The following is a 25,639-nucleotide window of genomic DNA, read 5'->3' as shown; positions in this document are numbered from 1 at the left end:
CATGAGGGTTCGGTGTAACGTTTTTTAGCGAATTCAATTATACCTTATCCTCATGCTGTTTGTTTTTTATACCGCAAAGATCAACACGCCCTAGTGTATTACTGGCGAATACCTTCAATAAATAAGCCAATATCTACGTGAGTAGATGCTGGTCCTAAGTTGTAATCAATACCATAATCAGCAAGTTTAAGGCTGGTTTCGCCCTCAAAACCTACACGGTAACCACCCCAAGGATCTTTACCTTCGCCTACTTTATCTATATCAAATGTAATGGTTTTGGTTACACCATGAAGCGTAAAATCACCCGTTACTTTACCCGAATCCTCGTCGTTAAATTTAACGCTTGTACTTTTAAAGCTAGCAGTAGGAAACTTATCAACATTTAAAAACTCTTTACCACGTAAATGCTTATCGCGCTCTGCATGGTTAGAATCTAAGCTTGTAGTATCAATGTTTACCATAATTTTTGAAGCATCTGGGTTTTTAGCGTCGTAACTAAATTTACCATCAAAAGTATTAAAGCGACCATGTAACCAGCTATAGCCTAAATGTTTAATTTTAAAGTTTACAAACGCATGAGCACCTTTTGTGTCAATTACATAGTCGGCTGCATTAGCAGCCGTTGCCGATAACATCATTGCAGCAGATACTGCTGTACTTAGTAATATTTTTTTCATTTTAATCATCCTTTAATGGTTTGATCATTCTAATTAAGGTTTTATCTTTATCGATAAAGTGATGTTTTAATGCCCCAAGTGCATGCAATACTGCAAACCCAATTAAAATACATGCACCGTAGTAATGTACTTTTCCGGCTAAATCGGCTTGATGTTCAAATGAAAAATCAATTGCCGATACATCAAATAGTGTAAATACTTCTATTGCCCGTCCATCTGCTGTCGAAATTAAATAACCAGCAACAACAATCACAGCCAAAATAATATACATAACAATATGCGCGGTGTGTGCTAATTGGTTCATCTGTTGGTTTTCACCTAACGGCTTAGGTTTATTTGAAAAAACTCGCCATAAAACTCTAAACAAAAATACAGCAACCAATGTTATGCCAATACTTTTGTGCAAATCGAGTGAGCCTTTATACCAACTATCGTAATAAGTAAGCTCAACCATATATAAGCCTAAACCAAATAAACCAAAAATAGTTAGCGCCATGAGCCAATGTAAAATAATGGCAACAAGTCCATACGATGATGCCGTGTTTTTAAACATGTATAATTTCCTATATTGCTATGTGCTTACAATATAGTGCATAGGAGTAAATGAAAATAACATTTACAAACACTTTACGTGCGTATACGCACAGAACTTTGTTATTTAGCCTGAAATTTGAATAATAAATCTATCTTGAGCAGCTATTTTCAGCGCTAACTGCGCTGAAAATTAACTTAAATATCACCATGATTCAATACGTAGAAAGTCTCTTAACCAGAGTTCAGGTTATTTAAAGTCAGTTGTGCAAAAATGGAGGATTAAACAGATAGTTTTATAGGGTGGATTGTTCGCTTAAGCTAACATAAATTAAGCTTTCAGGGTTTACTTGCAAACAGGTAACAAGCCCTTCTTTAATAAGCTCAAGCATGGCAATAAAACTAACTACTACACCACTTCGCCCTTCATCAGGGGTAAAAAGTGCATTAAATACAACCGCTGCCTTTGCTTGCGATAATTGCTGCAATATTTGACTCATTCTCTCTCGGGTTGAGAGCACTTCAGCAGTAATTTGATGATGCTCAAAGGTTTTTGCACGCGCCATTACATCACTCAGCGCCAGCATTAAGTCTTTAAGTTCAACATCGGGGAGATTTTGACTTGTGTCTTCACTTATTGGCATAACGACATGCGCTATGAAAATATCACGACCAACTCGGGGAATATCATCCAGGTTTTCGGCGGCTTTTTTAAATAACTCATACTCTTGTAAACGTTTAATAAGCTCAGCACGAGGATCTTCTTCCTCCTCAAGCTCTTCGTGTACAGGTAGTAGTAATCGCGACTTTATTTGCGCAAGTAACGCAGCCATAACTAAATATTCGCCAGCAAGTTCGAGCTGAAATTCTGTCATCATTTCTACATAACGAACATATTGCTCTGTAATACTAAAAATAGAAAGTTCGAGCACATCAAGCTTATGCTTTTTAATTAAATAGAGCAGTAAATCGAGTGGTCCCTCGAAGGTTTCTAATATTATTTCGAGCGCATCGGGTGGGATGTATAAATCTTCAGGTTTATCTACAACCGCTTTTCCATGCAAAAAAGCCAGTGGCAGCTTTTGCTGCACTGGCTTTTCAATGTTTTGTGTATCTGCAGTGCTTTCGCTCACTCGCTATTACTCAAATGGGCTTGTATCACCACAACCAACACGCAAAATCTTAATTTCATCTTCAGACAAATCAATTACAGTAGTTGCTTGCTCTGCTAAGTAACCACCATGAATAATTAAATCAACGTGTTTGTCTAATCGCTCTAAAATTTCATCGGGATCTGATTCTGTAAACTGCTGTCCTGGTAAAATTAAAGAACACGACATTAACGGCTCGCCAAGTTCGGCAAGTAATGCACAAGCAATTGGGTGCTCAATTACACGCATGCCAATGGTTTTTTTCTTGTCGTTTAATAAACGCTTAGGGACTTCTTTAGTGCCTTTAAAAATAAAGGTGTAAGGTCCAGGCGTATTATTTTTAATTAATCTAAATAGCTGGTTATCTACGCGTGCATAAGTAGATAACTCCGATAAATCACGACAAACTAGCGTAAAATTATCGTTTTTTTCAATGCCACGAATTCGCTCTATGCGCTCTTTGGCTTGCTTGTTACCAATGTTACAGCCAATTGCATAGCCAGAATCTGTTGGGTAAACAACAACGCCGCCTTGTTTAATAATATCAACGGCTTGACTAATCAATCTCGGTTGCGGATTTTCAGGATGAATGTGAAATAATTGACTCATAATAATGCCCCTTCTTGTCCTTCCCAGGCTTGCCAAACACCTTGGCAGTCTTTCGGTAAGTATAAATTTTTGCCAAGCTCTAAATAACTTGTCGGAAAATGAAAATCAGACCCTTGCGAGCAAAGTAAATCGTACTCACGGCTGAGTTCACCTAAAAATTGACGTTCGCTTGGCGCCTGCTGAGGTTGTGCAACTTCCATTGCGTCTCCTCCTACACTTTTAAATTCTACTAATAGCTTGCGTAACCATTTGTTCGACATTTGATAACTACTTGGGTGCGCAAGTACAGCAACTCCACCAGCGGCATGAATAGCCTCAATAGCCGTTTGCATGGTGCACCAACAACTTGGTACATAACCTGTTTTGCCACGACCTAAATACTTTTTAAATACACCAGGAAAGTTTTTTGCTACGCCGCGCTCTATTAATGCACGTGCAAAATGTGCGCGTGTGATTTGCGCGTTTTTTGCAAGCTCTTTAGCCTGCTCATAAATGCCATCAAAACCGTTTTTTGTAAGACGTGCGCCAATTTCTAGCGCGCGCTCTTCTCGCTTTTGCTGCTGAGCAGATAATAAAGAGGTAAGGTCAATATTCTCAATATCAATATTTAAACCAACAATATGAATTTCGAAGCTTTCCCATTTAGTCGACACTTCTGTACCCGTTATTAATGAAAGCGGTAATTTTTCAGCTTCAATAAATTGCTGGGCAGGTTTAATGGCTGCCACAGTGTCGTGATCGGTAATAGCAAACACATCAATATTTTTATCAACAGCGCGATGCAATAATTCTTCGACCGTTAAACGCCCGTCTGAGTGTGTGGTGTGGCTATGTAAATCGTATTTTATCAAAAGAAAACTGCTTAAAATTAAGGGTTAATGGTGTTTATGTAAGTATAACAAGTTTTTTGACTAAATTGTTTTAAATAAACACTTGACACAAAAGCATAAGATACGTTTTACTATAGCCACTTTCAGACACATTAAGAATTAACAATGATGATCAATTCAAACTTAAACACTATTTGGTGGTGGCACTCGTAATTATCGGGTGATGAATTGTCGTGTCTAACAAAAATTCAAAACCCGCAACTATGCGGGTTTTTTTATAACTAAATTTTACGTAACGTTTTATATTATAAATATTTAATAAATATTGAGGCAGAAAAACATGAATAACGGTCTTACTCTTACACATCGTTGGTGGTGGCGCTTGATATAGCGGGACGGTAATGATCTGTTTGTAATTTAGATATCGTTATTCAAGCCCCGCATTGCACAGCATTGCGGGGTTTAATTTTTTGAGGGAATGAGGTTTGATTTTTAGTCATATAACTACCACACCAGGCGAAGTAACAAGCATAACGCAAGTACGCGACTATATAAGTAGCCCTCTTGCATTATATGCTGCACTTGATAAGCCTAATTCGCTGCTACTTGAATCGGCTGAAATTGATTCTAAAGACAGTGTTAAGAGCTTAATTTTAGTTGACTGTGCCTTGCGCATTGTATGCCAAGGCAAAACGGTAACAGTGACTGCGCAATCTAATAATGGTCAACAACTTCTAAGCTACTTACAAAGTAATGTTAAAAGCTGTGACGCAACCTTAGACGACACAACACTTACGCTTAGTTATTTAGACACAAGCGGCGATACTGACGAGGCAAGTAAACTCGTTGCAGATAATGCATTTAGCGCTCTGCGCACTTGTATTAACAGTATAAAAAGCACAACCAGCAATCCATTTTCAGTATTTTTAGGCGGTGTATTTGCCTACGATATGGTGGCGAACTTTGAGCAATTAAGTGATGTACCAGACGGTGAAAATACGTGCCCAGATTATGTGTTTTATTTAGCCGAAACGTTAGTTGTTATTGATCATCAAAAACAAACAACCGAACTCATTGGTAATGTATTTAATGGCCCTGACGTACATGCAAATTGCTTTGAAGTAGGCAAAGAGTTAGAACGTTTAAATACACTGTGCGACAACGCCTCAGAATTTAGTGCGGATATGCAAAGTGGACAATGTGATGTAAGCGTTGATATAAGCGACGAGACATATTGTGAGCAAGTGGTTAAGCTTAAAAAGAACATTGTAGATGGTGATATTTTTCAGGTAGTACCGTCGCGCACATTTTCACTACCTTGCCCTAATTCTTTGCATGCGTATAGCAAACTTAAAAAGCAAAATCCAAGCCCATACATGTTTTATATGCGCGATGAAGACTTTGCATTATTTGGTGCATCGCCTGAATCAGCACTTAAGTACACAGTGCAATCTAAACAAGTCGAAGTGTATCCCATTGCTGGCACTCGCCCACGTGGCAAATTTGCTAATGGGCAAATAAACCCAGACCTAGATAGCCGCATTGAACTTGAACTTAGAAACGATCAAAAAGAACGTGCTGAACATTTAATGCTTGTAGATTTAGCCCGTAACGACGTAGCACGTATTAGTGTTGCAGGTACTCGCTTTGCCAAAGAGTTATTAAAAGTAGACCGCTATTCACAGGTAATGCATTTAGTATCGCGCGTTGTAGGCACATTAAAACCAGAGCTTGATGCACTGCATGCTTACCAAGCTTGTATGAACATGGGCACACTTGTTGGCGCACCAAAGGTTCGGGCTGCTGAGCTTGTACGTCAAACTGAAGGTAAACGCCGTGGCAGTTATGGCGGCGCTGTAGGTTACTTAACCGGTGACGGTGCAATGGATAGCTGTATTGTTATTCGCTCTGCTTTTGTTAAAAATAATATAGCTTATGTACAGGCTGGTGCCGGTGTGGTGTTTGACTCAGATCCTATTTCTGAAGCAAACGAAACCCGAGCTAAAGCACAAGCGGTTATTACCGCCATTAAATCTACTTACAAGGCGGTATAGAATGAGTGAAGCTAATCCTATAAAAATCTATTTTTTAGATAACTTTGACTCATTTACTTACAACCTTGTTGATGAGCTAACAATGCTTGGCGGGGAACTTGTTGTTTACAGAAACAACATTAGCGCCGAGGTTATTTTTAACAAAATGCGCCAAGAACAAGGTCAAGTACTATTGGTACTTTCGCCAGGTCCTGGCACACCAAGCGATGCAGGCTGTTTGATGGAGCTTATTGAGCTCTCTAAAGGTCATTTCCCTATGCTGGGTATTTGTTTGGGTCAACAAGCGTTAACCCAAAGCTACGGCGGAGTAATCGGTCATGCCGGTGAAACCGTACATGGTAAGTCTTCAATTATTAGTTTAGGCGAGCACCCTGTATTTGATGGTATGGGCGATACAATGCCTGTTGCACGTTATCATTCATTAATGGCAACAAAAGTGCCTGACAATATTGAGGTAATTGCCCAATATGAAGATATACCTATGGCTATTTATCATCATGATGACAACGCATTGGGTTACCAGTTTCATCCAGAATCAATACTAACGCCGAACGGCGCAATGCTACTTCAGCAAAGTGTAGCCTACTTAACACGTGCCAAATAAAAGAGGACATTATGAGTACACAACCAGAACAACCCATAAATGTTCAACACGCTATTGAGCAACTAATTACTGGGCAATCATTAAGCTACGCAGACGCCAAAGCGCTTTTTGATGAAATAATGCAAGGTAATATGAGTGAAATTGAGCTAACCGCCCTACTTATAAGCCTTAAAATTAAAGGCGAAGTAAGCGACGAAATTGCAGGGGCTGCAGCCTCAATGCGCGAAAACGCCGTTGCTTTTACTACCAACAGTACGCAACTTGCTGATAGCTGTGGCACTGGCGGCGATGGATCAAATACCATTAATATAAGTACAACAGCTGCCATTGTTGCCGCTGCTGCCGGTATTAACATGGTAAAGCATGGTAATCGCAGTGTATCGAGTAATTCAGGCTCTGCAGATTTACTAAAAGCCTTGGGCATTAATATAGATATGAGCCCTGAGCAAGCAGCAAAATGCCTTGAGCAAACTAACTTTACCTTTTTGTTTGCACCGCACTATCACAGTGGTGTACGCCATGCGATGGGTGTGCGTACAGCGCTTAAAACACGTACTATTTTTAATATTTTAGGCCCGCTTGCTAACCCAGCGGCACCTGAAGTGCAATTACTCGGCGTGTATAACGAAGCGTTGTGTATGCCAATGGCACAAACACTTAAAACCCTTGGCACAAAGCGCGCTATGATTGTTCACGGCTCGGGCACTGACGAAATAGCCCTACATGGTCCAACTACGGTTGTTGAGCTAAATAACGGTAATATTACCCAATATACGCTTAACCCAAGTGACTTTGACCTTGCAAACTATTCACTTGAACAGCTCGCTGGTGAAGGTCCACAATACAATGCAAAAGCAAGCCTCGCTATTTTAGAAGGTAAAGGCACAAAAGCCCACAATGCAGCCATTATTGTAAACGTAGCCGCACTGTTATACCTAACTGGTAAAGCAAAAACGTTAAAAGAGGGCGCGCAACAAGTACAAACATTATTAAGTTCAGGGCAAGCCATGAACACATTAAATAAAATTATTGAGGTAAGTAATGGCTAATGTATTAGATAAAATCGTTGCTGATAAAAAATTAGAACTAATTGAGCGTAAAGCCGCACGCCCGCTTGAAAGCTTTAAACAGCAAGCAGTGCCTACAAGCCGTAGCTTTTATAAAGCACTTGCAGCACCTGGCACTCAGTTTATTTTAGAGTGTAAAAAAGCATCGCCTTCAAAAGGGTTAATTAGAGACCCATTTGATTTAACCGAAATCACCTCGGTTTATAAAAAATATGCAACCTGCATGAGTGTGTTAACTGATGCTAAATATTTTCAAGGCAGCTTTGACTACCTCGAATTTGTGCGTAGCCAAGTAGAACAACCGCTTATCTGTAAAGACTTTTTTATAGATGAGTACCAAGTGTACATGGCACGTATTTATGGTGGTGACGCTATATTATTAATGCTTTCGGTACTTGATGACGAAAACTATAAAGCACTGCATGCCGTTGCCGATTCACTTAATATGTCGGTATTAACCGAAGTCAGTAATGAAGAAGAAGTACACCGCGCACTTGCGCTTGATGCACAAATTATTGGTATTAATAACCGTGATTTACGCGATTTAAGCACCGATTTAGCCACTACCGAAAAACTACGAAAGCTTATTCCGGCTGATAAAGTGGTTATTTCGGAGTCGGGGATTTACACCCATCAAGACGTAAAACGTTTAGCTCCTCTATGCGATGGCTTTTTAATTGGCAGCTCACTTATGAGTGAACGTGATTTAGAGCAAGCATGTCGCCGTGTTATTTTAGGTGACAATAAAGTATGTGGTTTAACACGTAGCCAAGATGCACAAGCTGCGTATCAAAACGGTGCTATTTACGGTGGTTTGATTTTTCACCCTAAATCGCCACGCTATGTCGATTTAGATTGTGCAATAGAGCTTAGTAAAAGTGCACCACTTAATTTTGTTGGTGTGTTTGTCGACGCTCCAATTGAGCAAGTTGCTCAATACGCAAGTGTGCTAAAATTGGCGGCAGTTCAATTACATGGTCAAGAAAGTGACGATTACATCGCCGCTTTGCGTACACAGTTACCAACCGGCTGCGAAATATGGAAAGCACAGGCAGTTAAAAATACATTACCTACTCCAGTAAATGGGGTTGATCGTCATCTTTACGATACACACAGCGACACTCAAGCTGGCGGTACTGGTAAAGCATTTGATTGGTCGGTGCTTAGCGGCGCAACCACACCATTTATGCTAGCTGGTGGCTTAAATCCAGATAATATTAAAGATGCGCTTTTTAAAGGTGCCTTAGGCCTTGATTTAAACTCAGGCGTTGAAGAATCTGCGGGTAAAAAGTGCCCTAACAAATTACATAATGCTTTTACAAGCACCAGAAATTATTGAGGTTAAAATGCAAAATCCAGCTTATTTTGGCGAGTTTGGCGGTATGTTTGTACCTGAGTTACTTGTCCCTGCGCTTAAGCAGTTAGAAAACGAATTTAACAAAGCACAAAAAGATCCTGAGTTTCAGGCAGAGCTAAGTAAATTATTAAACGAGTATGCGGGTCGTCCTACCCCACTTACTTTAACGCGCAATTTAGTTAAAAATCCAAAAGTAAAACTGTACCTAAAGCGTGAAGACTTACTACACGGCGGCGCACATAAAACGAACCAAGTACTTGGTCAGGCGTTACTTACTAAGCGTATGGGTAAAAAACAAGTTATTGCTGAAACAGGTGCCGGTCAACATGGTGTTGCAACTGCACTTGCATGTGCATTACTAGGTTTAAAGTGTCGTATTTACATGGGTGCAAAAGACGTTGATCGTCAGCAACCTAACGTATTTAGAATGAAGTTAATGGGCGCAGAGGTTATTCCGGTAACAGCGGGTTCTGGCACATTAAAAGATGCAGTAAATGAAGCGCTGCGTGACTGGTCAGCAAACTACCAAGACGCACATTACCTACTAGGTACAGCTGCGGGTCCTCACCCATTCCCAACAATTGTACGCGAGTATCAAAAAATTATTGGTGAAGAAGCAAAACAACAAGTACTTAAAGCAGAAGGTCGTTTACCTGACGCTGTTATTGCCTGTGTTGGTGGTGGTTCAAACGCGATTGGTATGTTTACCGACTTTATTGACGAGCCAGGCGTTAAATTAATTGGTGTTGAGCCAGCTGGTAAAGGGCTTGATACAAATGAGCACGGTGCAACAATTTGTAAAGGTACAAAAGGCATATTACACGGTACTTATACGTACATTATGCAAAATGATGATGGCCAAATTGAAGAGTCTTACTCTGTATCAGCGGGTCTTGATTACCCAGCTGTTGGTCCTCAGCATGCATTTTTACACGAAACTGGTCGCGCTCAATACGTTGGTATTACCGATACAGAAGCGCTTGATGCGTTTCAATCGCTTGCTAAAAATGAAGGGATTATTCCGGCACTTGAATCAAGCCATGCGTTAGCTTATGCGCTTAAGTACGCAGAGGAGCTAACCGAGGAAAGTGTTATAGTGATTAATTTAAGTGGTCGTGGCGATAAAGATTTAGCACACGTTCACAATGTACTAACTGAAAGAGGTCAGCTATGAGCCTAGTAAAAACGGATCGTTACGGCAAAATGTTTGCAGCGCTTAACGAGCAAAAACAAGGTGCGTTTGTACCATTTGTAACGATTGGCGACCCAGGTAAAGCGCAAAGCATTGCGATTATTAAAAGCCTAATTGACGGCGGCGCTGATGCGCTTGAACTTGGTATTCCGTTTTCAGATCCAATTGCAGATGGTCCAGTAATTCAAAAAGCTAATATTCGCGCCCTCGATGTGCACATTAATACACAAGATTGCTTTGATATTATTAAAGAAATACGTGAGTATAATGCCGATATTCCAATTGGCTTATTATTGTATTCAAACCTTGTGTTTAAACGCGGTATAGAAGCATTTTATAAAGATGCAAAAGCAGTAGGCGTAGACTCAATTTTAGTGGCTGATGTGCCTTTACATGAATCTAAAATGTTTAGAAAGTCAGCAATGGATAATGGTGTAGACCCAATTTTTATTGCAACACCAAATGCAGATGACGACACACTTCGCCAGTGCGCCTCTTACGGTCGTGGTTACACGTATTTACTATCGCGCGCAGGTGTTACCGGTACCGATACTAAAGCACAAATGCCTGCTGGTAATATTGTTACTAAATTAAAAGAATACCATGCAGCCCCTGCTCTTTTAGGGTTTGGTATTTCAACGCCAGATGATGTAAAAGCGGCTCTTAATGCAGGAGCAGCCGGTGCTATTTCAGGCTCTGCCGTGGTTAAAATTATTGAAGCTAACCTTAATGACTTACCTGTAATGACCGCGCAGCTAAAAGCTTTTGTAGCCGATATGAAAGCAGCTACATCGCTTTAAGTTAACTAGGGCGTGTTTTATACGCATTAAAAAAAGGGCATTTAAAATGCCCTTTTTTGTTTTTTAAAAATCAAACGCTATAGCAATATCCAAACGTTTTAAAAAAATTAGTGAGCTTGGTGTTTACCCTCTAAAATCTCTTCAATAAATTTAGCATTAAATGCTTCTAAATCAGCGGGGCTTCGGCTTGTTACTAAGCCTTTATCTACACATACTTCTTGGTCAACCCAATTAGCGCCTGCATTAATTAAATCGCTTTTAATACTTGGAAAAGAGGTAATAGTACGGTCGCGCAATTTATTAATTTCAGCTAACAACCACGGAGCATGGCAAATTGCAGCAACGGGTTTGTTTTTTTCTGCTCCAAAAAAGCCATCAATAAAGGCTTTAGCATCTTTATCTTGACGTAAACTGTCTGGGTTAAATAAACCACCAGGGAGCATAAGCGCGTCGTAATCAGCGGGGTCTGCGTTTGTGACTAGTTTATCTACTGTTACTTTATCGCCCCACTTGTCTTCATCCCAGCCCGTAATTTGACCTTCTTTAATTGATACTATTTCGATGTTTGCACCGGCATCAAGTAATGCGCTGCGTGGAGATAAAAGCTCACTTTGCTCAAACCCATCAGTGGCTAAAATTGCGATTTTTTTGCCCTGTAAACGTGTGCTTGTTTGTAATGTACTCATTGAGATCTCCTTATTTGATACTAACCTGCATAAATTTTTGAGCAATTTAACGTCGTTAAATAGACCCCATATATAAGCAAATTGGTATTGTTTTAAAATATGTTCGAAACACACAGTTAAACAGCATAATGCATGCCGATTACAAGCGGTTGAAAATAAAGGAGTAAATTAATTGAAGTTTATAGGCTCTGTAAATTATTTACAGATTATGAATAATGTACATAAGTGCGAATCTATTTCCAACTCATGTAATTTAACGCCACCAAAAGCGAGGTATAAAACCTCACCTACAACATATACCTGTAGGTGCGAATTTACTTCGCGCTCATGTAACTTATCTATCAATACGGGGTTTAAAACCTTAAATAAATTTAAAGCAGATCTTTTAACGCTTTAGCAGGCTTAAAAATAGCTTTGTTTGCGCCTTCTATTTCAATTGCTGCGCCTGTTTGCGGGTTACGCCCAGTACGCGCTGGGTAATAACTTAGTGCAAACGTACCAAAGCCATTAATTTGAACTTGATCGCCTTCAGAAAGCGATTTAGTAATCACTTTTTGCAAGCTTGAAAGTGCAGCTTGAGCATCTTTTTTTGTTAATTCACTTTTGTGTGCAATGGCAGCAACGAGCTCTGCTTTATTCATTTTAGGCTCCTAAATACACGCCAAATCAGTGTTGGTTAAGCGTGGGAATACGATTATAAAAAAAATACCAAACCAAATTGGTAATAAAGCCACGCAGGCTAAGGGTTACAGGGCAACAAGTCAACCTTGTAGTTGCTAAGCTTTATGTGGTAAAAAGTCTTTGACTCTTTCTTGTATAATTTAGGTAGTATATGCACGCATTAATTGAATACATTCCACTCATACTGTTTTTTGCAGTGTTTAAACTCGTCGATATTTATTGGGCTACTGGTTTATTAATGGCTACAACGTTCATTCAAGTTGCTTATAGCTACTTTAAACATGGCTCTGTGCCTACTCGCCACTGGATATTTTTTGGCATTGCTGCCGTGTTTGGTACGCTAACGCTGGTACTTCATGATGAGCAATACATTAAATGGAAAGCAACACTCATATACGCAGGTTTAAGCTTAACGTTACTTGTTAGCCGTTATGCACTTAAAAAAAATCTAGTTAAAAAAGCGCTTAGTTCAATTCTCGAAAACGCTAACGATACAAAGCAAGCTATTGTTGTTCCAGAGCCGTTATGGGATAAACTTAACTTAATGTGGGTTGCTATTACTGCGGGTATAGCTGGGTTGAATATTTATATTGCGTATAACTTTTCGCTCGACTTTTGGGTCAACTTTAAAGTATTTGGCTTAATGGGTATTACCTTTGTAAGTATTTTTGCCACTATTATTGCCTTGTACAAATACCTCCCTAGTGAAGAAGAACCTGCAAAATAATTTTATAGATCACTTTGTAGATTACTAATCTCGTCATAAAAATGTCGTCTTAGCTTGATAGCTTATTAAAAAAACAAGTTGAGACGACCTTGAACGCCAATCAATATCGCTGGTTTGAATTCACCCTTATTTTTGTATTACTCCCCTTGTTGGGCTTTGGATTACGCGAGCATTTAGCTAACTGGCTTATCCCTGCACTTATTATATTAATGAGTGTGTGTTGTATGTTGCTACTGGGCGATCCCCATTTTAAACGTTTTAGGCTTACAAGCCTTGGGCAATTTTCTGCTGTTAAAAAACGTGTGTTTAGCTTCTTTTTTTTAGGTGCACTGTTCTCAGGTATGTTTTACGGGATTATTCATCAGGGCAACTGGTTTACCCTTCCCCGCAACTCGTTTAATGATTGGCTTTTACTGCTGTTGCTCTACCCAATACTGTCGGTTATCCCTCAAGAATTAATATTCAGAACCTACTTTTTTCATCGTTATAAACGAATCATGCCCAAAAAAGCGGTGCGTATAATAGTAAGTGCAACTGTATTTGCATTGGCGCATATTGTGTATGCAAATTGGATTGCAGTAGGTTTAGCGTTTTTAGGTGGTTTGCTGTTTGCTTATACCTATGCACAAAGTCGCTCAACCTTTGTGTGTGTTATTGAACATAGTTTATGGGGGCTCTGGATGTTTACCCTTGGAATTGGCAGCTACCTTGACTCTGGTGCATTTAATTAAAGTGACCTTTATTTAAAGTTACACAAAAAAGCCGCGACAAGCGCGGCCTTTATATTTAATTTTATACTTAAAAACCAAATATTTTTAAACCAAAAAACTTAGTCGCTACGGTGTTAATAAATATCACAGCTAATATAACTGGAATAAACGTTGAAAGTGAAAAATTAACGTATTTTTCCATAAAGCTGCCCGCATAATTAGGCGAGCCTAAGCTTAATTCCTGCGTTAAACGTGCTTTTTTCCAGCGGTACATAACAAACAAGCACACCATTAAGCCGTTAAGCGGTAATATAGTGTCGTAAAACACATCAACAATAATATCAAAAAAGCTTTTACCTTCACCACCATAACTAGTTATTGATGTAAGGCTATCTACCATACCAAACGACATGGTACATAAAATAGTAAGTAACCCCGTAGAAAGCGTTAAAATACCCAATGCTTTTTTACGGCTAATACCTTTACGGTCGCTTAGCGTTGCCGTTGGTACTTCTACTATAGAAACAAGTGAAGTGATAGCGGCAAAAAATACAAGTAGAAAGAATGAGAATGCCACAATAGATGCACCGGTATATCCAATATCATTTTGTAACGCTAATAATATTTTAGGTAAATAAACAAATATCATAGAAACTGATGAATCAGAAAGTGAAGCTGGGTCGGTGTTAGGATCAAAACTAAATATAGCTGGCAGCACCATTAAACCTGCAACAAATGCGACTAAAGAGTCGGTAATTGCAACCATTTTAGCGCTTCCTACAATATCGTCTTTTTTAGATATATAAGACGCGTAAGTCATTAAAATACCCATACCGAGCGATAATGAGAAAAATGCTTGGCTTAATGCGCCATTAAGTACACTTGCACTCATTTTAGAGAAGTCAGGAATAACGTAATACTCAACTCCTGCCATAGCGTTATCTAATGTTAATACATAAGTTACCAAGGCAAGCAGCATTACAAGCAGTGCTGGCATTATAAATTTTGCTGCTTTTTCAATACCTTGCTTAACACCACCTAATAATATTAAATTAACAATAATTACCACAACAGCCATGTAACCAAATACAGTGTAACTATTAATAAAGATATCAAAATGTTCCGGCTCAGCGAGTGAGTCTAAGTTACCCAATGCTGTTTGTGTTAAGTAACCAAAAATCCACACAGTGATTACCATATAAAAAACAGCAATCATAAATGGCGTTAATACTGCCATAAAGCCTGCAAGCTTCCACTTTTTATCGTTGTTAGCTAAAAGCTTGTACGCGCCAAGTGGATCTTTTTGGGCATTTCGACCCATCGCCATTTCGGCCATCATCACTGGTAAACAAATAAATGCGACAAATAATGCGTAAATTAATAAAAATGCGCCACCACCATTTTTGGTAGCAGAAACAGGAAAACCAACTAAATTACCAATACCGACTGCCGACCCTGCAGCAGCAAGTATAAATCCGAGGCGGGAGCTGAAGTGCTCTCTATTTTCGCTCATGCATTAACCTTGTTATTATTTTGTAGTATTTCAGCGACTCTACCAGTGTTTTACAGCGTTTTTCAAGCAATTACAGTGTAAAAATAAAATCGTAGTGTAAACTTTCAAAATAACGCTTTTAATTCACCAATTTTCAACGCTGTGGTAGTATTAATTTAATCAAATTTAACAATTTTTATGAGATTCCTTATGTTGTACATGATTCACTCAACAGACGTTGAAAACAGCTTAGAGTTTAGAAAAGCAGCACGCCCAGCACATTTAGCACGCCTTAGTGAACTTGATTCGCAAAACCGCTTACTTACTGCGGGTCCTTTTCCGGCAATTGATAGCGAAGATCCTCAAGAAGCGGGCTTTACTGGTTCATTAGTTGTTGCTGAATTTGAATCATTAGAAGCAGCACGAGAATGGGCTGCAGCGGACCCTTATGTTGCTGCCGGCGTTTATGAAAATACCGTTGTTAAACCATTTAAAAAAGTATTCCCTGCTTAGAAATGTGAGTAAACTCTGAGGCAGTGCTTTGCGCTACAATTCAGGGTTTGTTCACTACATTTTAATTAAAATTGCTAATGTAGAAGCTAATTAACGTTTTTACTTGAATTTTAGCAACTTAGTTAATTAAACTAAGTAGGTCTGGTCTAGGAGTTTCCATTATGCGCGTATTATTAAGCCTTAGCTTTATTGCTTGTATTAGCTTTGCAAATTTTGCTCAAGCAAATACAACAACGACTCAAACAGTACAAGCTGAGGTAAACAAAAAGAAAGCCGTAATACTTGCAAAGGAAACTATAGGTGGTAAGACCTTAAAAATTACCGAGAAAACAGATTTTTATACTGTACGAATACTCAAATCTGACGGCCACGTCGTTGATTTACATATAAATAAAAAAACCGGCGAAGTGAAGAAGGATTAAAAATGCGAATTTTAGTTATAGAAGACGATTTACATTTAGCAGACAACCTACGTAATGCCCTAGAAAAAGAGCGTTACAGCGTGGATTTATGCCACGATGGTGAAGCAGGTCTTTTCCACATTACAGAATACCCGCTTGATATGGCCGTAGTTGATTTAGGTTTACCTAAAATAGACGGTATTGAGCTAATTAATAAAGCACGTGCACAAGGCATAACCATTCCTATTTTAATCTTAACAGCGCGCGACCGCTGGCAGGATAAAGTAGAAGGTCTAGATGCTGGTGCAGATGACTACTTAACAAAACCATTTCATGTTGAAGAATTAATCGCACGTTGTAATGCATTAATTCGTCGTAGTGCAGGTAAAGCAAACCCTGAAATGACTGCGGGTCCTATTAAAATTCATACGCGTTCACAACAAGTATGGGTTGACGATAAAGAGCTAAGCCTTACCGCATATGAATACAAAGTACTTGAATACTTAATGGTTAACCCACAAAAAGTTATTTCTAAATCAGAATTGACTGAACATATTTACGATCAAGATTTCGACCTTGATTCAAACGTAATTGAAGTATTTGTTTTACGTTTGCGTAAAAAGTTAGACCCTGATGGTGTACTAAACCCAGTTGAAACACTACGTGGTCGTGGTTACAGGCTCAAAAGCCAGTGGTAATACCGCAAATATCGTTAAAAATAAGGCAAGGATTTATCCTTGTCTTTGTTTTATTAGTCGCCCTTCCTATATTATTTTATTCCATTGGCAAAGCATATTATGCCTCACTGGTTGATGCGACAGAAAAAACCCTCGAAGCTCAATTATACTCATTAATCTCTGAAGTCGACTTTACTGAGAACGGTATTGTTATGCCTAGTACTATTTTGGCACCAGAGTTGAATAGGTTAAATTCAGACACTTATGCAATGATTTACCGCGATGATGAACCTATTTGGCACTCTGAATCGGCTGTAAACCTAGATTTTATTCCGCAACAAATTCAAACCAAAGCTGGCGCGGCTGATTTTCGTCGTGTTGAATTTAAAAAATCAGCGTATTGGCAATTAAGCTTAACCGTTATTTTAAACAATATTGATCAATCAGAACAAGCGCGGTTTATTTTAGTTAAGCGTAACGACGCTCTCGTAAGATTAATGGATGGGTTTAAACAAACATTGGTTGATTGGATGTTTATAATGGGTGTTGCTATTGCGGGACTCATGGCGATTGGTTTTATTTGGAGCGCACGCCCCTTACAACGCCTAGATAAAGAAATTAAAGCAATTGAATCAGGTGATATTCAAGAAATTAAAGGGCTCTACCCAATTGAGTTGCAAACAATAAAAGCAGATCTAAATTTATTACTTGAGTCGCAGCAACGTCAAAAAGAGCGTTATAGAGCGTCATTAAGTGACTTAGCGCATGCTCTTAAAACACCGCTTGCGGTATTAAAATCAAGCCCATTAGCTAATGATGCCGACGCACAAGAGCAACTTGATCGAATTAATGTGATGATCGAACATCAATTAAAACGTGCGGCAACGGGCGCATCAGACACATGGAAAAAACAAACGCCTATTAAACCAGTGCTCGATTCTATTTTAAGTGCAATGGCAAAAGTTTACCGCGATAAAGACATTATTTTTAATTGCACTGTTTCTGATAAAGACTACTTTTTAGGTGATCAAACTGATTTATTAGAGCTACTTGGTAACCTGATAGATAACGCCTGTAAAGCATGTCGCTCACAAGTAGAAATACAAATAGTACAAAGTAAAACACTTTGTATTGGCATAAGTGACGATGGTCCTGGTGTGCCTGAAGACAAGCGAGAGTCTTTACTTACACGCGGTACCCGCCTTGATACATACGAAAGCGGTCATGGTGTAGGTATGGCAATAGTCTCTGACTTAGTAAAATCATATAACGGTGTACTAACTATAACAAAATCAGATAACTTGGGCGGCGCTCAATTTATTTTAGAGTTTAATTATAATGATAAAAAATAATTATTTATTACATCATATAGTAGCTTTATTTTTATTAGGGTTTAGCTCGTTTAGTTTTTCGGCTCAAGTATGTAGTTTGCCAGAAAACGCAACACCAAATGTAGCAAAGCGATATATTCAATGCCTTGATAGCGAAATAAATAAGGTAGAGCAAGTACAAGCTACTTGGATATTAAAACGTAAATTTGAGTTAACAAAAATAGAAGAAGAAACAGGTAATACACAAGTATTGCCTTTATTTATGCGCAGTATAAGTAACCACGAAAAGTATATAAAAAGTAGTTGCCAATGGCGCTATATATTAAAATCACCCAATGGAACTGCTGCTGCGATTAGCTATAAACTCTGTGAAATTGAGCTAATGAAGCAATTTACAGACGTATTAAAAATACCACTTTAATATAGTACGATTAAAATAATGAGGGCAAAAGATTAAACTTTAATTTTTTGCCCTGCTAAAAACACACAAAATGGTACACAGTAAGTTAATATAGCAGGTAATACTTTTAAATTAGCGTCTGCAAACAATGCATCATACTGATTAATAACAAGTAAAACAGACCCCACAACAAGCGCCACCTTTGCTGCCATAAATAGCATTCTGCTTAGTTTACTATTTGAGGTATTAATTTCATCTACTATTAATGTGCCTTCAATTTTGCTCATTATTATTCAACTACTTTTAACTTAGCAGCATGCTTTTTTAAATAAGTAATAATATCCATCGACTCATATAGCCATTTTGTTTTATTACCAGCTTGAATGATTTTTAAACATGGTACCTGCTTTTTACCGCCCTCTTTAACAAGCTCTTCATTATATTCACTCACAAGCGATGTTTCGCGCAGCTCAACATTTAGCTCTTGATGGTTAATATATTTGACGACCATTTTACAAAATGGGCAATATTCTTTATAAAATAGCTCTACACGTAACGATGATTCTAAATTACTCATTATATTCTCCTTAGCGTTGATGCATGTATTATGGACTTAAATAAAAAACAAAAAATGATATTATGCATATAATTAATGTCATTTTGTTCAATTTTGGTAGGTGCAGTATCGATATATTAGCCAATGTACTAAAAGAAATTAGACTCAGTTCTCGCACATATTTTTGTGCCGACTTTGAAACACCTTGGGGTATGGATATTCCTAGTAGCCAGCATGGTGGCTTTCATATTGCTGTTACAGGCGAGTTTTACGTCTATATAAAACACAATCATAAACATATTCATTTAAAAGAAGGTGACATTATTGCGTTTCCTTTAGGTGCCGCACATCAATTAAGTGATAACAATACAGATAAAGCAGCTGATTCATTGCTAAACGGTGAAAGCGTTGTAGAAGCCATACTAAGCGGAAACAATCCTTTTGAACCCAAAGGACTTAGTAATTCATTAAATACTGTTTTATGCGGCGCATTTAATTATGACACTTCACTTAATCACCCACTGTTTAACGACTTACCTGAATATATTCATATTAAATCGAGCGAGTTGCCGTGGTTACAAGGCTTAGTTAGCGTGCTTTCTAACGAGACCCGTACAGCTAAACCAGGCTATTCAGTATTAGTTGATAGATTAACAGAGGTATTATTTATTCAACTACTTCGTGCCCACATGCTTGAAAAAATGCTGATAGCGGTTTTTTAAGTGCACTAAACGATTCCAAAATTAACGCTGCTTTAACCGCCGTTCATCAAGATTTGCAAGGCAACATAAATGTAGGGCAGCTAGGCGAATTAGTAGGAATGTCGCGTACTAGCTTTAATCAACGCTTTACAAAATTAGTCGGCGAGTCACCAAAAACATATTTAACTAATTTTCGCTTACAAAATGCTAAAAATAGCTTACTTAATAATAACAGCCCTATAATTCAAATTGCGGAAAATGCCGGATACAGTAGCGAAGCCGCTTTTAGTAAAGCTTTTAAACGCTATTACAAAGTCCCTCCAGGTTCGGTTCGCAAAAAATCTGCCGAGCGAACACTTGACAACTAACAGCGCTCAAAACAAACTACCTACTGGTAGGTTAATCAAAATAAAGAGATAATATACATATGCATCAACCAGTAATTATTATAGGTGGCGGGATCGCCGGATTATACAGTGCATATCAATTGCAGCTGCTCAATATTCCTTATTTATTATTAGAGGCTAAATCGCAACTAGGTGGCCGAATACTTGCGGCGCAATCAACTACAAATAGCGATGTTAGTTTTGATTTGGGACCAACTTGGATTTTTCCTCACCAGCCAAAAATTCAAGAACTCGTTAAATCACTTAACTTACCCATGTTTGAGCAATACACAAAGGGCGATGTTTTATATCAAGCTGATAGTACCGGCAAGCCTCAGCAAATAGCGGGCGCTGGTGAAATGCAGTTATTTAGACTTCGCCATGGCATGTACACACTAATTAATGCGCTATATAAACAACTAGACCCTAATTCAGTTCTATTAAATCACCGTGTTACCGAGCTAAAAAAGAGTAATGGTCGTTGGCACTTAGTTGTTAATAACAATGGGCAGTTAAAACACTTTAGCAGTGAGCATATAATGGCTGCTATGCCACCTCGTATGATTACCCGTCATTTAACACCACAATTGTGGGCTGATAACACACTAATAAACCGTTTAAATTCAGTGCCAACGTGGATGGCAGGGCAAGCTAAGTTTATTGCTACTTTTAAAGATGCTTTTTGGCGAAATACAAATTTGTCAGGACAATGTTTTAGCCGAGTAGGACCCATGGTTGAAATACACGACGCCAGCGCCGCAGACAATAGCTCACCTGCATTATTTGGGTTTATAGGTGTGCCCTACTCAACTCGTAGTCAAATATCAACAAAACAACTAAAACAAGCCTGCATTAAACAGCTTGCATATTTTTATGGGGATGATGCATACAACGCTACATCATATTTTATTAAAGATTGGGCTAACGATGAATTTGTAGCTGATAAAAACGATCAAACTCAGCCATCGCAACATCCCGACTTTAACTTTACGGGTTTGAATGAGCAGTTAAATAGTTTAAATATACACTTTGTAGCAAGTGAATTTGCAAAGCAAGAAGCGGGATATTTAGAGGGTGCAATAAACGCAGTTGATGAAGTTATTGAGCTGTTAAATGTATAGTTTTAAAAATAAATATTTTAGTTACTTAGAGCTGTAATCTACAGCTCTAAGTATTTTTAATGCAGCAGTTAAAGAGCCGTTAATTAACTCTTAGTTACTTCTTCACCACTACCAAGTAAGGTAGCAATCCATTTACCTTCAACACTGGCTTCTAAACCTATTTTTACAATCATTGTTAATGGTACAGATAAAAGCATACCGACGGTACCTAATAACCAGCCCCAAAATATTAATGACAAAAATACAACTAATGTAGAAAGACCAAGCCCTTTCCCTAAAAATTTAGGCTCTACAATGTTTCCCATTACGGTATTTATAGTTAAGTACCCTGCGCCAACAAGCCCTGCGACTAAAGGTCCTTGGGTGATCAATGCAAGTAATACTGCCGGTACGGCAGCGATAATAGACCCAATATTAGGAATGTAATTAAACATGAAGGCAAGCACACCCCACAATACAAAGTAATCTACATCTAAAATCCAAAGGTAAAATGCAGCTATTATACCTGTACCCAAACTTACTAGCGTTTTAATTGCAAGGTATGAGTTTATTGATTCTAAAAAACGATCTATTTGTTTCATTTTACTGTCTGGATCTTCAAGTGCCATATGTATTTTATTGCTCAACATAGGTCCTTCAAACAACATAAAAATAACCGTTAAAATAATCAAAAACATGTTTGCCATTACGCCACCTAAACCAGTGAGCATATTGGTGGCTACATCAACCATTTTGCCTGGGTCGAACATATTAATTAACTGTTCTTTATTAATTAATATATTGTACTGAGAGGCTAAATCAACAAGCCATACAAACTCTTCTTTAAGCTGTACTTTGTACTCAGGAAGTTGCTGCGAAAAATCATTTATAGACTGCCCAACCAGCCCACCAAGGCTCACACCTAAACCTACAATAATAAGCACCACTAACATAACAGCAACGCCTTTAGGAATTCGGTAGCGTGCGAAAAACTTAATAAGTGGATTACAAATAATGGCAATAAACGCCGCCAAAATAAACGGAATAATAATTACACTTGCTGCTTTTATGCCTGCGAGCACTACCACTAAGGAAGCAAAAACTATTAAGCTTTTATTTACTCCAGTTAAACTTGCCAATTCATTAATCCTTTTATTATTTATATGCCTTAAGTGTAAGGCAAAAGCTAATTAAATGAAATATTTACCAAGTGATCATAAAAACCTACCCCACGTATATATGTAGCAAAGCAATTAATTAGCGAGTATACATTTTAATCACTTGCTACTATTTTACCGTAAGGATTAATAATGCATATATTTATTACCGGCGCGACAGGTTTGATTGGCTCACATTTATGCCCATTTTTACTTCATCATAATCAAGTAACCGTTCTTAGTCGCAACCCTGCAAAAGCAAATGCACTCTTGAGTCACAAAGTGCATGCTATTAGCGATATAAATTTAGTTGATTTTAATAGTGTTGATGTTGTTATTAACTTAGTTGGAGAACCGATTGTTAATAAACGTTGGAGCGCAAAGCAGAAAAAAATAATACGAGACAGTCGTATCGATATCACACAACAGATAACCTCTGCCATAAAAGCCTGTTTTAACCCTCCTCATACATTTATTTCAGGCAGTGCAATTGGATTTTACGGTCGTCAGAATAGTGATTTTATTGATGAAAGTTTTGATAATCCACACGATGAATTTAGCCATCAACTCTGTAAAGATTGGGAAGACGCAGCAATAGCAGCACAGTCAACTCAAACCCGAGTGTGTTTATTGCGTACAGGTATTGTATTGGCTAAAAAAGAGGGAGCTTTAAGCAAAATGCTACCTGCGTTTAAATTATGCTTAGGCGGTCCTATAGGTAATGGCAAACAAGGTATGTCGTGGATACATATAGACGATATGACACAGCTGATTCTATTTGTTATTGAACACAGCGAATTATCAGGTCCTATTAACGCAACAGCACCCAACCCAGTGAGTAACGCAATATTTAGTAAAAGTTTAGGAGAGGCATTATCACGCCCCGCATTTATGACAATGCCGGTGCCTGTACTTAAATTATTAATGGGAGAAATGTCAGACCTTTTGACTACGGGTCAGTTTATAATTCCAAGTAAAGCACTAAATCACGGCTACAAATTTCATCATTCTGAATTAAAATCAGCACTAAATAGCTTGGTTTAGCTTACGTTAATAATAATAAAGTTATAGTTATCAATAGGGACAAAAAACAAAACAAAAATCAGTACTTTTTACCCATATGGATATTAATTAATTAGTGCATAATGCTTAGCTTAATTTGGTCAATGTACTATTATTAATGTCGAAACTAGCAATTTTTTAGTAATAAAAAATTAAAATTTGGCTTTAGGTACAACACATTTAATTGAAATTAGTAGATTCAAAATAAACAAATATAACTGTCTAACACTACACATTTTATAAAAGAGAAAAACTAATGCTACATCTTCCTACAGTGATCTGTTTCTCTTTTATATTGAATATAATAATAGGTTTGTTTTTTTTCTCTGTGCATAACTTTAAAAAACAAACATCTTTTTTATTGCTTGGCTGTGCGTGTATTACATTTGCTATTGCGGAATTACTTGCTTGCTTACGCTTATTTATTAACGCGCCATTTGTAACACATTATATTGCCAGTATTTTTATTGTTTTAAGCCCTCTTTTAATTATTATAGGCTTACACAAATACAAACATACACAACAGCTAAATTTGCTCCCTATATACTGCATATTAGCTTTTTCAGCTTTACTACTATTGGGAATCTATCAGTACGAAGCAGGTCAAATGCTCATAAGTATGATTGTTGCAGGGCTATTTTTTTACGCTGCATATATTATAAAAATTATGAACTTTGTTGCCAAATTACAAAAAAATGCACTGATTTTTTGTTTTTTAGCACATGGTGGAGTGATGTTGTTTCAAGTTACTCTACTCGCTATGCCTACCCAAAGTAACCACGCATCTTTACAAATAGTGCTGGCGAGCCATTTAATATTGGCTACATGCAGCGCATTAATATTGCCTTTTTTATTATTTTCAAATACTGAATACACACTATCAAGTATTGCTAATACTGACTTGTTAAGTCAGTTATTCAATCGTCGCGGTTTTTTTAATAAAGGGAAAGAGCAATTAAATAACCCTAACAATGCCAACAAAAGTGTTTCTATAATTATACTAGATATCGATTTTTTTAAGCGTGTTAACGACCGTTATGGTCACGAAACAGGCGACAATGCCATTAAATGGATTGCTCAAAATATAAAAGAGCAATTTAATGATATTGGCATTAGTGCTCGTATAGGCGGCGAAGAGTTTGCTATTTTATTGCCTAATTGCACATTAAGTGTAGCAAGACAATACGCTGAGCAACTACGAGAAAATATTAGTAGCAATCCTTTTTATTTTAAGGGTAACCATATTAACTTATCGGTTAGTGCCGGAGTTAGTAATGCAATTAACGGTGAAGTCAGTATTAAAGATTTACTGTCTCTTGCCGACAAGCGCCTTTATTTAGCAAAAGAAACCGGTCGCGATAAAGTTGTAACCTATGATGAAAAAAACTTATTAATGCAGAACTAATCGTTAATTGCAAACCAATCGCTTATAAACACTTGGCAGGTTTAACTTTGAGTTACAAATAACTTATCTATAAAATTGCTAGGTTTTATAGTTGTTTCAGGTAATGGTAATTATCTAAGCTAATCCGCTATACCTTTAAATATTCGACCGATAACTCTTAATATCCATAAAAACAATTCTATTGGTAGCTCTATCATACACTCAAGAGCATCGAGGAATTTATTTTCGCGAGCTTTCGTTGATCTTACTTTACTCGGCCAACAAAAAGAGGCTATTACAAAGCAAGCAATACCACATAACATGCTGAATAAATTAAATCCTAAGTAAATAAAATACATTCCGGCAAAAAATAAGAAAGTAGCAATCAACGCTCTCAGTATTTCCATGATTAAGCTATCCTTGGTTTTATAGCGAACCTGAATTACCCGCTTTACATTTTTATAGATTAATTAGGTTTTTATTTAAATTCAATAATTTATCGCTATATTTTATTGTAAATTACAACAACGTTTTTACTCGTTCTAAATCAAACACAACACAATTGTAACTAGAGCATGTTGATTTTTCAGGATTAATATTTGTTTAATGTCGGGTAATAATCACGACACGTGGTTTGTAACCTAATGGACTCAGTAATCTTTCTGCGTTGTTATAATGACTTATATCCTTATAAGAATAAGTAAAAACCGAGCAAAGCTTTCACCCCTTACCCACTTCCATGTAGCAACAAAGAGTTAATCGTCTCTAAAAACACCTCATGAGCAGCGTATGCTTGGTGTTTA

Annotated in this window: 30 protein-coding genes; 18 read left to right on the top strand and 12 right to left on the bottom strand. The window is 37.7% G+C overall.

Translation table 11 applies throughout. The features are described 5' to 3' along the window. Positions 1–98 precede the first annotated feature (98 nt). The 5 genes from GQR56_RS16750 to GQR56_RS16730 form a co-directional block, all read right to left on the bottom strand. Positions 99–677, bottom strand: coding sequence for a YceI family protein (locus GQR56_RS16750; protein WP_166113510.1), 579 nt, complete (start codon positions 675–677; stop codon positions 99–101). Between the two features lies 1 nt (position 678). Then, a complete protein-coding gene (locus GQR56_RS16745; RefSeq protein WP_024612570.1) occupies positions 679–1,230 on the bottom strand; it encodes a cytochrome b in 552 nt (183 codons plus the stop codon). A 274-nt stretch (positions 1,231–1,504) separates the two neighbouring features. Continuing rightward, positions 1,505–2,341, bottom strand: coding sequence for a ScpA family protein (locus GQR56_RS16740; RefSeq protein ID WP_024612569.1), 837 nt, complete (start codon positions 2,339–2,341; stop codon positions 1,505–1,507). Between the two features lie 6 nt (positions 2,342–2,347). Next, positions 2,348–2,968 (bottom strand): L-threonylcarbamoyladenylate synthase, encoded by a 621-nt coding sequence (locus GQR56_RS16735; RefSeq protein WP_024612568.1) that lies wholly within the window; start codon positions 2,966–2,968, stop codon positions 2,348–2,350. Continuing rightward, complete coding sequence (locus GQR56_RS16730) at positions 2,965–3,819, bottom strand: PHP domain-containing protein (protein WP_166113508.1); 855 nt, start codon at positions 3,817–3,819, stop codon at positions 2,965–2,967. The genes GQR56_RS16735 and GQR56_RS16730 overlap by 4 nt, the downstream gene beginning before the upstream one ends. A 464-nt stretch (positions 3,820–4,283) precedes the next feature. On the opposite strand from GQR56_RS16730, the gene GQR56_RS16725 reads away from it, so the two are divergent. The 6 genes from GQR56_RS16725 to trpA are packed head-to-tail and all read left to right on the top strand — an operon-like array spanning position 4,284 to position 10,872. After that, positions 4,284–5,852: an anthranilate synthase component 1 gene (locus GQR56_RS16725; protein WP_024612567.1), complete on the top strand. Its 1,569-nt coding sequence runs from the start codon at positions 4,284–4,286 to the stop codon at positions 5,850–5,852. A gap of 1 nt (position 5,853) precedes the next feature. Beyond that, positions 5,854–6,456: an aminodeoxychorismate/anthranilate synthase component II gene (locus GQR56_RS16720; RefSeq protein ID WP_024612566.1), complete on the top strand. Its 603-nt coding sequence runs from the start codon at positions 5,854–5,856 to the stop codon at positions 6,454–6,456. 11 nt (positions 6,457–6,467) lie between these two features. Continuing rightward, positions 6,468–7,505 carry an anthranilate phosphoribosyltransferase gene (gene trpD, locus GQR56_RS16715; RefSeq protein ID WP_166113504.1) on the top strand — a complete coding sequence of 346 codons (1,038 nt, stop codon included), beginning with the start codon at positions 6,468–6,470 and terminating at the stop codon, positions 7,503–7,505. After that, positions 7,498–8,862 carry a bifunctional indole-3-glycerol-phosphate synthase TrpC/phosphoribosylanthranilate isomerase TrpF gene (trpCF, locus tag GQR56_RS16710; RefSeq protein WP_166113501.1) on the top strand — a complete coding sequence of 455 codons (1,365 nt, stop codon included), beginning with the start codon at positions 7,498–7,500 and terminating at the stop codon, positions 8,860–8,862. Before trpD ends, trpCF begins: the two co-directional genes overlap by 8 nt. A gap of 7 nt (positions 8,863–8,869) precedes the next feature. Beyond that, positions 8,870–10,054, top strand: coding sequence for a tryptophan synthase subunit beta (trpB, locus tag GQR56_RS16705; protein ID WP_024590412.1), 1,185 nt, complete (start codon positions 8,870–8,872; stop codon positions 10,052–10,054). Then, positions 10,051–10,872, top strand: coding sequence for a tryptophan synthase subunit alpha (trpA, locus tag GQR56_RS16700; protein ID WP_166113498.1), 822 nt, complete (start codon positions 10,051–10,053; stop codon positions 10,870–10,872). The genes trpB and trpA overlap by 4 nt, the downstream gene beginning before the upstream one ends. 107 nt (positions 10,873–10,979) lie before the next feature. Here trpA and GQR56_RS16695 read toward each other — a convergent pair whose 3' ends face one another. Both GQR56_RS16695 and GQR56_RS16690 read right to left on the bottom strand, forming a co-directional pair. Continuing rightward, positions 10,980–11,558: a type 1 glutamine amidotransferase domain-containing protein gene (locus tag GQR56_RS16695; RefSeq protein ID WP_007582489.1), complete on the bottom strand. Its 579-nt coding sequence runs from the start codon at positions 11,556–11,558 to the stop codon at positions 10,980–10,982. Between the two features lie 371 nt (positions 11,559–11,929). After that, complete coding sequence (locus GQR56_RS16690) at positions 11,930–12,199, bottom strand: HU family DNA-binding protein (RefSeq protein WP_024610094.1); 270 nt, start codon at positions 12,197–12,199, stop codon at positions 11,930–11,932. A gap of 191 nt (positions 12,200–12,390) precedes the next feature. Here GQR56_RS16690 and GQR56_RS16685 point away from each other — a divergent pair, with 191 nt between their 5' ends. After that, positions 12,391–12,966: an inner membrane-spanning protein YciB gene (locus GQR56_RS16685; RefSeq protein WP_166113495.1), complete on the top strand. Its 576-nt coding sequence runs from the start codon at positions 12,391–12,393 to the stop codon at positions 12,964–12,966. Positions 12,967–13,055: 89 nt separating this feature from the next. Continuing rightward, a complete protein-coding gene (locus GQR56_RS16680; protein WP_024610092.1) occupies positions 13,056–13,697 on the top strand; it encodes a CPBP family intramembrane glutamic endopeptidase in 642 nt (213 codons plus the stop codon). A gap of 67 nt (positions 13,698–13,764) precedes the next feature. On the opposite strand, the gene GQR56_RS16675 is transcribed toward GQR56_RS16680, so the two are convergent. Further along, positions 13,765–15,189, bottom strand: coding sequence for a sodium-dependent transporter (locus GQR56_RS16675; protein WP_024610091.1), 1,425 nt, complete (start codon positions 15,187–15,189; stop codon positions 13,765–13,767). Positions 15,190–15,378: 189 nt separating this feature from the next. Between GQR56_RS16675 and GQR56_RS16670 the strand changes: the two genes are divergently transcribed. The 5 genes from GQR56_RS16670 to GQR56_RS16650 all read left to right on the top strand — a co-directional run bounded on the left by GQR56_RS16670 (position 15,379) and on the right by GQR56_RS16650 (position 18,511). Further along, positions 15,379–15,681: a YciI family protein gene (locus GQR56_RS16670; RefSeq protein ID WP_024610090.1), complete on the top strand. Its 303-nt coding sequence runs from the start codon at positions 15,379–15,381 to the stop codon at positions 15,679–15,681. A gap of 161 nt (positions 15,682–15,842) precedes the next feature. Continuing rightward, entirely contained in the window at positions 15,843–16,103 is a 261-nt protein-coding gene (locus GQR56_RS16665) for a PepSY domain-containing protein (RefSeq protein ID WP_024610089.1), read from the top strand. 2 nt (positions 16,104–16,105) lie between these two features. Beyond that, entirely contained in the window at positions 16,106–16,780 is a 675-nt protein-coding gene (locus tag GQR56_RS16660; protein WP_002959806.1) for a response regulator transcription factor, read from the top strand. Further along, positions 16,774–18,111, top strand: coding sequence for an ATP-binding protein (locus GQR56_RS16655; protein ID WP_024610088.1), 1,338 nt, complete (start codon positions 16,774–16,776; stop codon positions 18,109–18,111). The genes GQR56_RS16660 and GQR56_RS16655 overlap by 7 nt, the downstream gene beginning before the upstream one ends. Then, entirely contained in the window at positions 18,098–18,511 is a 414-nt protein-coding gene (locus tag GQR56_RS16650) for a hypothetical protein (RefSeq protein WP_166113492.1), read from the top strand. The genes GQR56_RS16655 and GQR56_RS16650 overlap by 14 nt, the downstream gene beginning before the upstream one ends. Positions 18,512–18,543: 32 nt before the next feature. On the opposite strand, the gene nrtS is transcribed toward GQR56_RS16650, so the two are convergent. Together nrtS and GQR56_RS16640 are read right to left on the bottom strand one after the other, a co-directional pair. Then, positions 18,544–18,777: a nitrate/nitrite transporter NrtS gene (gene nrtS / locus GQR56_RS16645; RefSeq protein ID WP_166113489.1), complete on the bottom strand. Its 234-nt coding sequence runs from the start codon at positions 18,775–18,777 to the stop codon at positions 18,544–18,546. A 2-nt stretch (positions 18,778–18,779) separates the two neighbouring features. Next, entirely contained in the window at positions 18,780–19,067 is a 288-nt protein-coding gene (locus tag GQR56_RS16640; protein ID WP_166113486.1) for a glutaredoxin domain-containing protein, read from the bottom strand. Between the two features lie 62 nt (positions 19,068–19,129). On the opposite strand from GQR56_RS16640, the gene GQR56_RS16635 reads away from it, so the two are divergent. From GQR56_RS16635 to GQR56_RS16625, 3 genes are read left to right on the top strand one after another with little or no spacing between them, the layout of a single operon-like run. Then, the gene (locus GQR56_RS16635) at positions 19,130–19,768 is read left to right on the top strand and encodes a cupin domain-containing protein (protein WP_166113483.1); all 639 of its coding nucleotides are present in this window, start codon (positions 19,130–19,132) and stop codon (positions 19,766–19,768) included. A gap of 53 nt (positions 19,769–19,821) precedes the next feature. Beyond that, positions 19,822–20,115 carry a helix-turn-helix transcriptional regulator gene (locus GQR56_RS16630; protein WP_277344328.1) on the top strand — a complete coding sequence of 98 codons (294 nt, stop codon included), beginning with the start codon at positions 19,822–19,824 and terminating at the stop codon, positions 20,113–20,115. 59 nt (positions 20,116–20,174) lie between these two features. Further along, positions 20,175–21,254, top strand: a complete 1,080-nt coding sequence (locus GQR56_RS16625; RefSeq protein WP_166113477.1) for an FAD-dependent oxidoreductase — start codon at positions 20,175–20,177, stop codon at positions 21,252–21,254. Positions 21,255–21,337: 83 nt separating this feature from the next. Here the strand turns inward: GQR56_RS16625 and GQR56_RS16620 are convergent, their stop codons facing one another. Then, on the bottom strand, positions 21,338–22,372 hold the full coding sequence (locus GQR56_RS16620; RefSeq protein ID WP_166113474.1) for an AI-2E family transporter: 1,035 nt from the start codon (positions 22,370–22,372) through the stop codon (positions 21,338–21,340). Positions 22,373–22,543: 171 nt separating this feature from the next. Here GQR56_RS16620 and GQR56_RS16615 point away from each other — a divergent pair, with 171 nt between their 5' ends. Next, a complete protein-coding gene (locus tag GQR56_RS16615) occupies positions 22,544–23,434 on the top strand; it encodes a TIGR01777 family oxidoreductase (protein WP_024610083.1) in 891 nt (296 codons plus the stop codon). Between the two features lie 274 nt (positions 23,435–23,708). Further along, on the top strand, positions 23,709–24,857 hold the full coding sequence (locus GQR56_RS16610; protein ID WP_166113471.1) for a GGDEF domain-containing protein: 1,149 nt from the start codon (positions 23,709–23,711) through the stop codon (positions 24,855–24,857). A 119-nt stretch (positions 24,858–24,976) separates the two neighbouring features. Here GQR56_RS16610 and GQR56_RS16605 read toward each other — a convergent pair whose 3' ends face one another. Further along, the gene (locus GQR56_RS16605; protein WP_166113468.1) at positions 24,977–25,243 is read right to left on the bottom strand and encodes a hypothetical protein; all 267 of its coding nucleotides are present in this window, start codon (positions 25,241–25,243) and stop codon (positions 24,977–24,979) included. Positions 25,244–25,639 lie beyond the last annotated feature (396 nt).

This window comes from Pseudoalteromonas sp. Z9A5 (assembly GCF_011378875.1).
Classification (GTDB): domain Bacteria; phylum Pseudomonadota; class Gammaproteobacteria; order Enterobacterales; family Alteromonadaceae; genus Pseudoalteromonas.
This window is presented reverse-complemented; position numbering and strand designations above follow the sequence as displayed.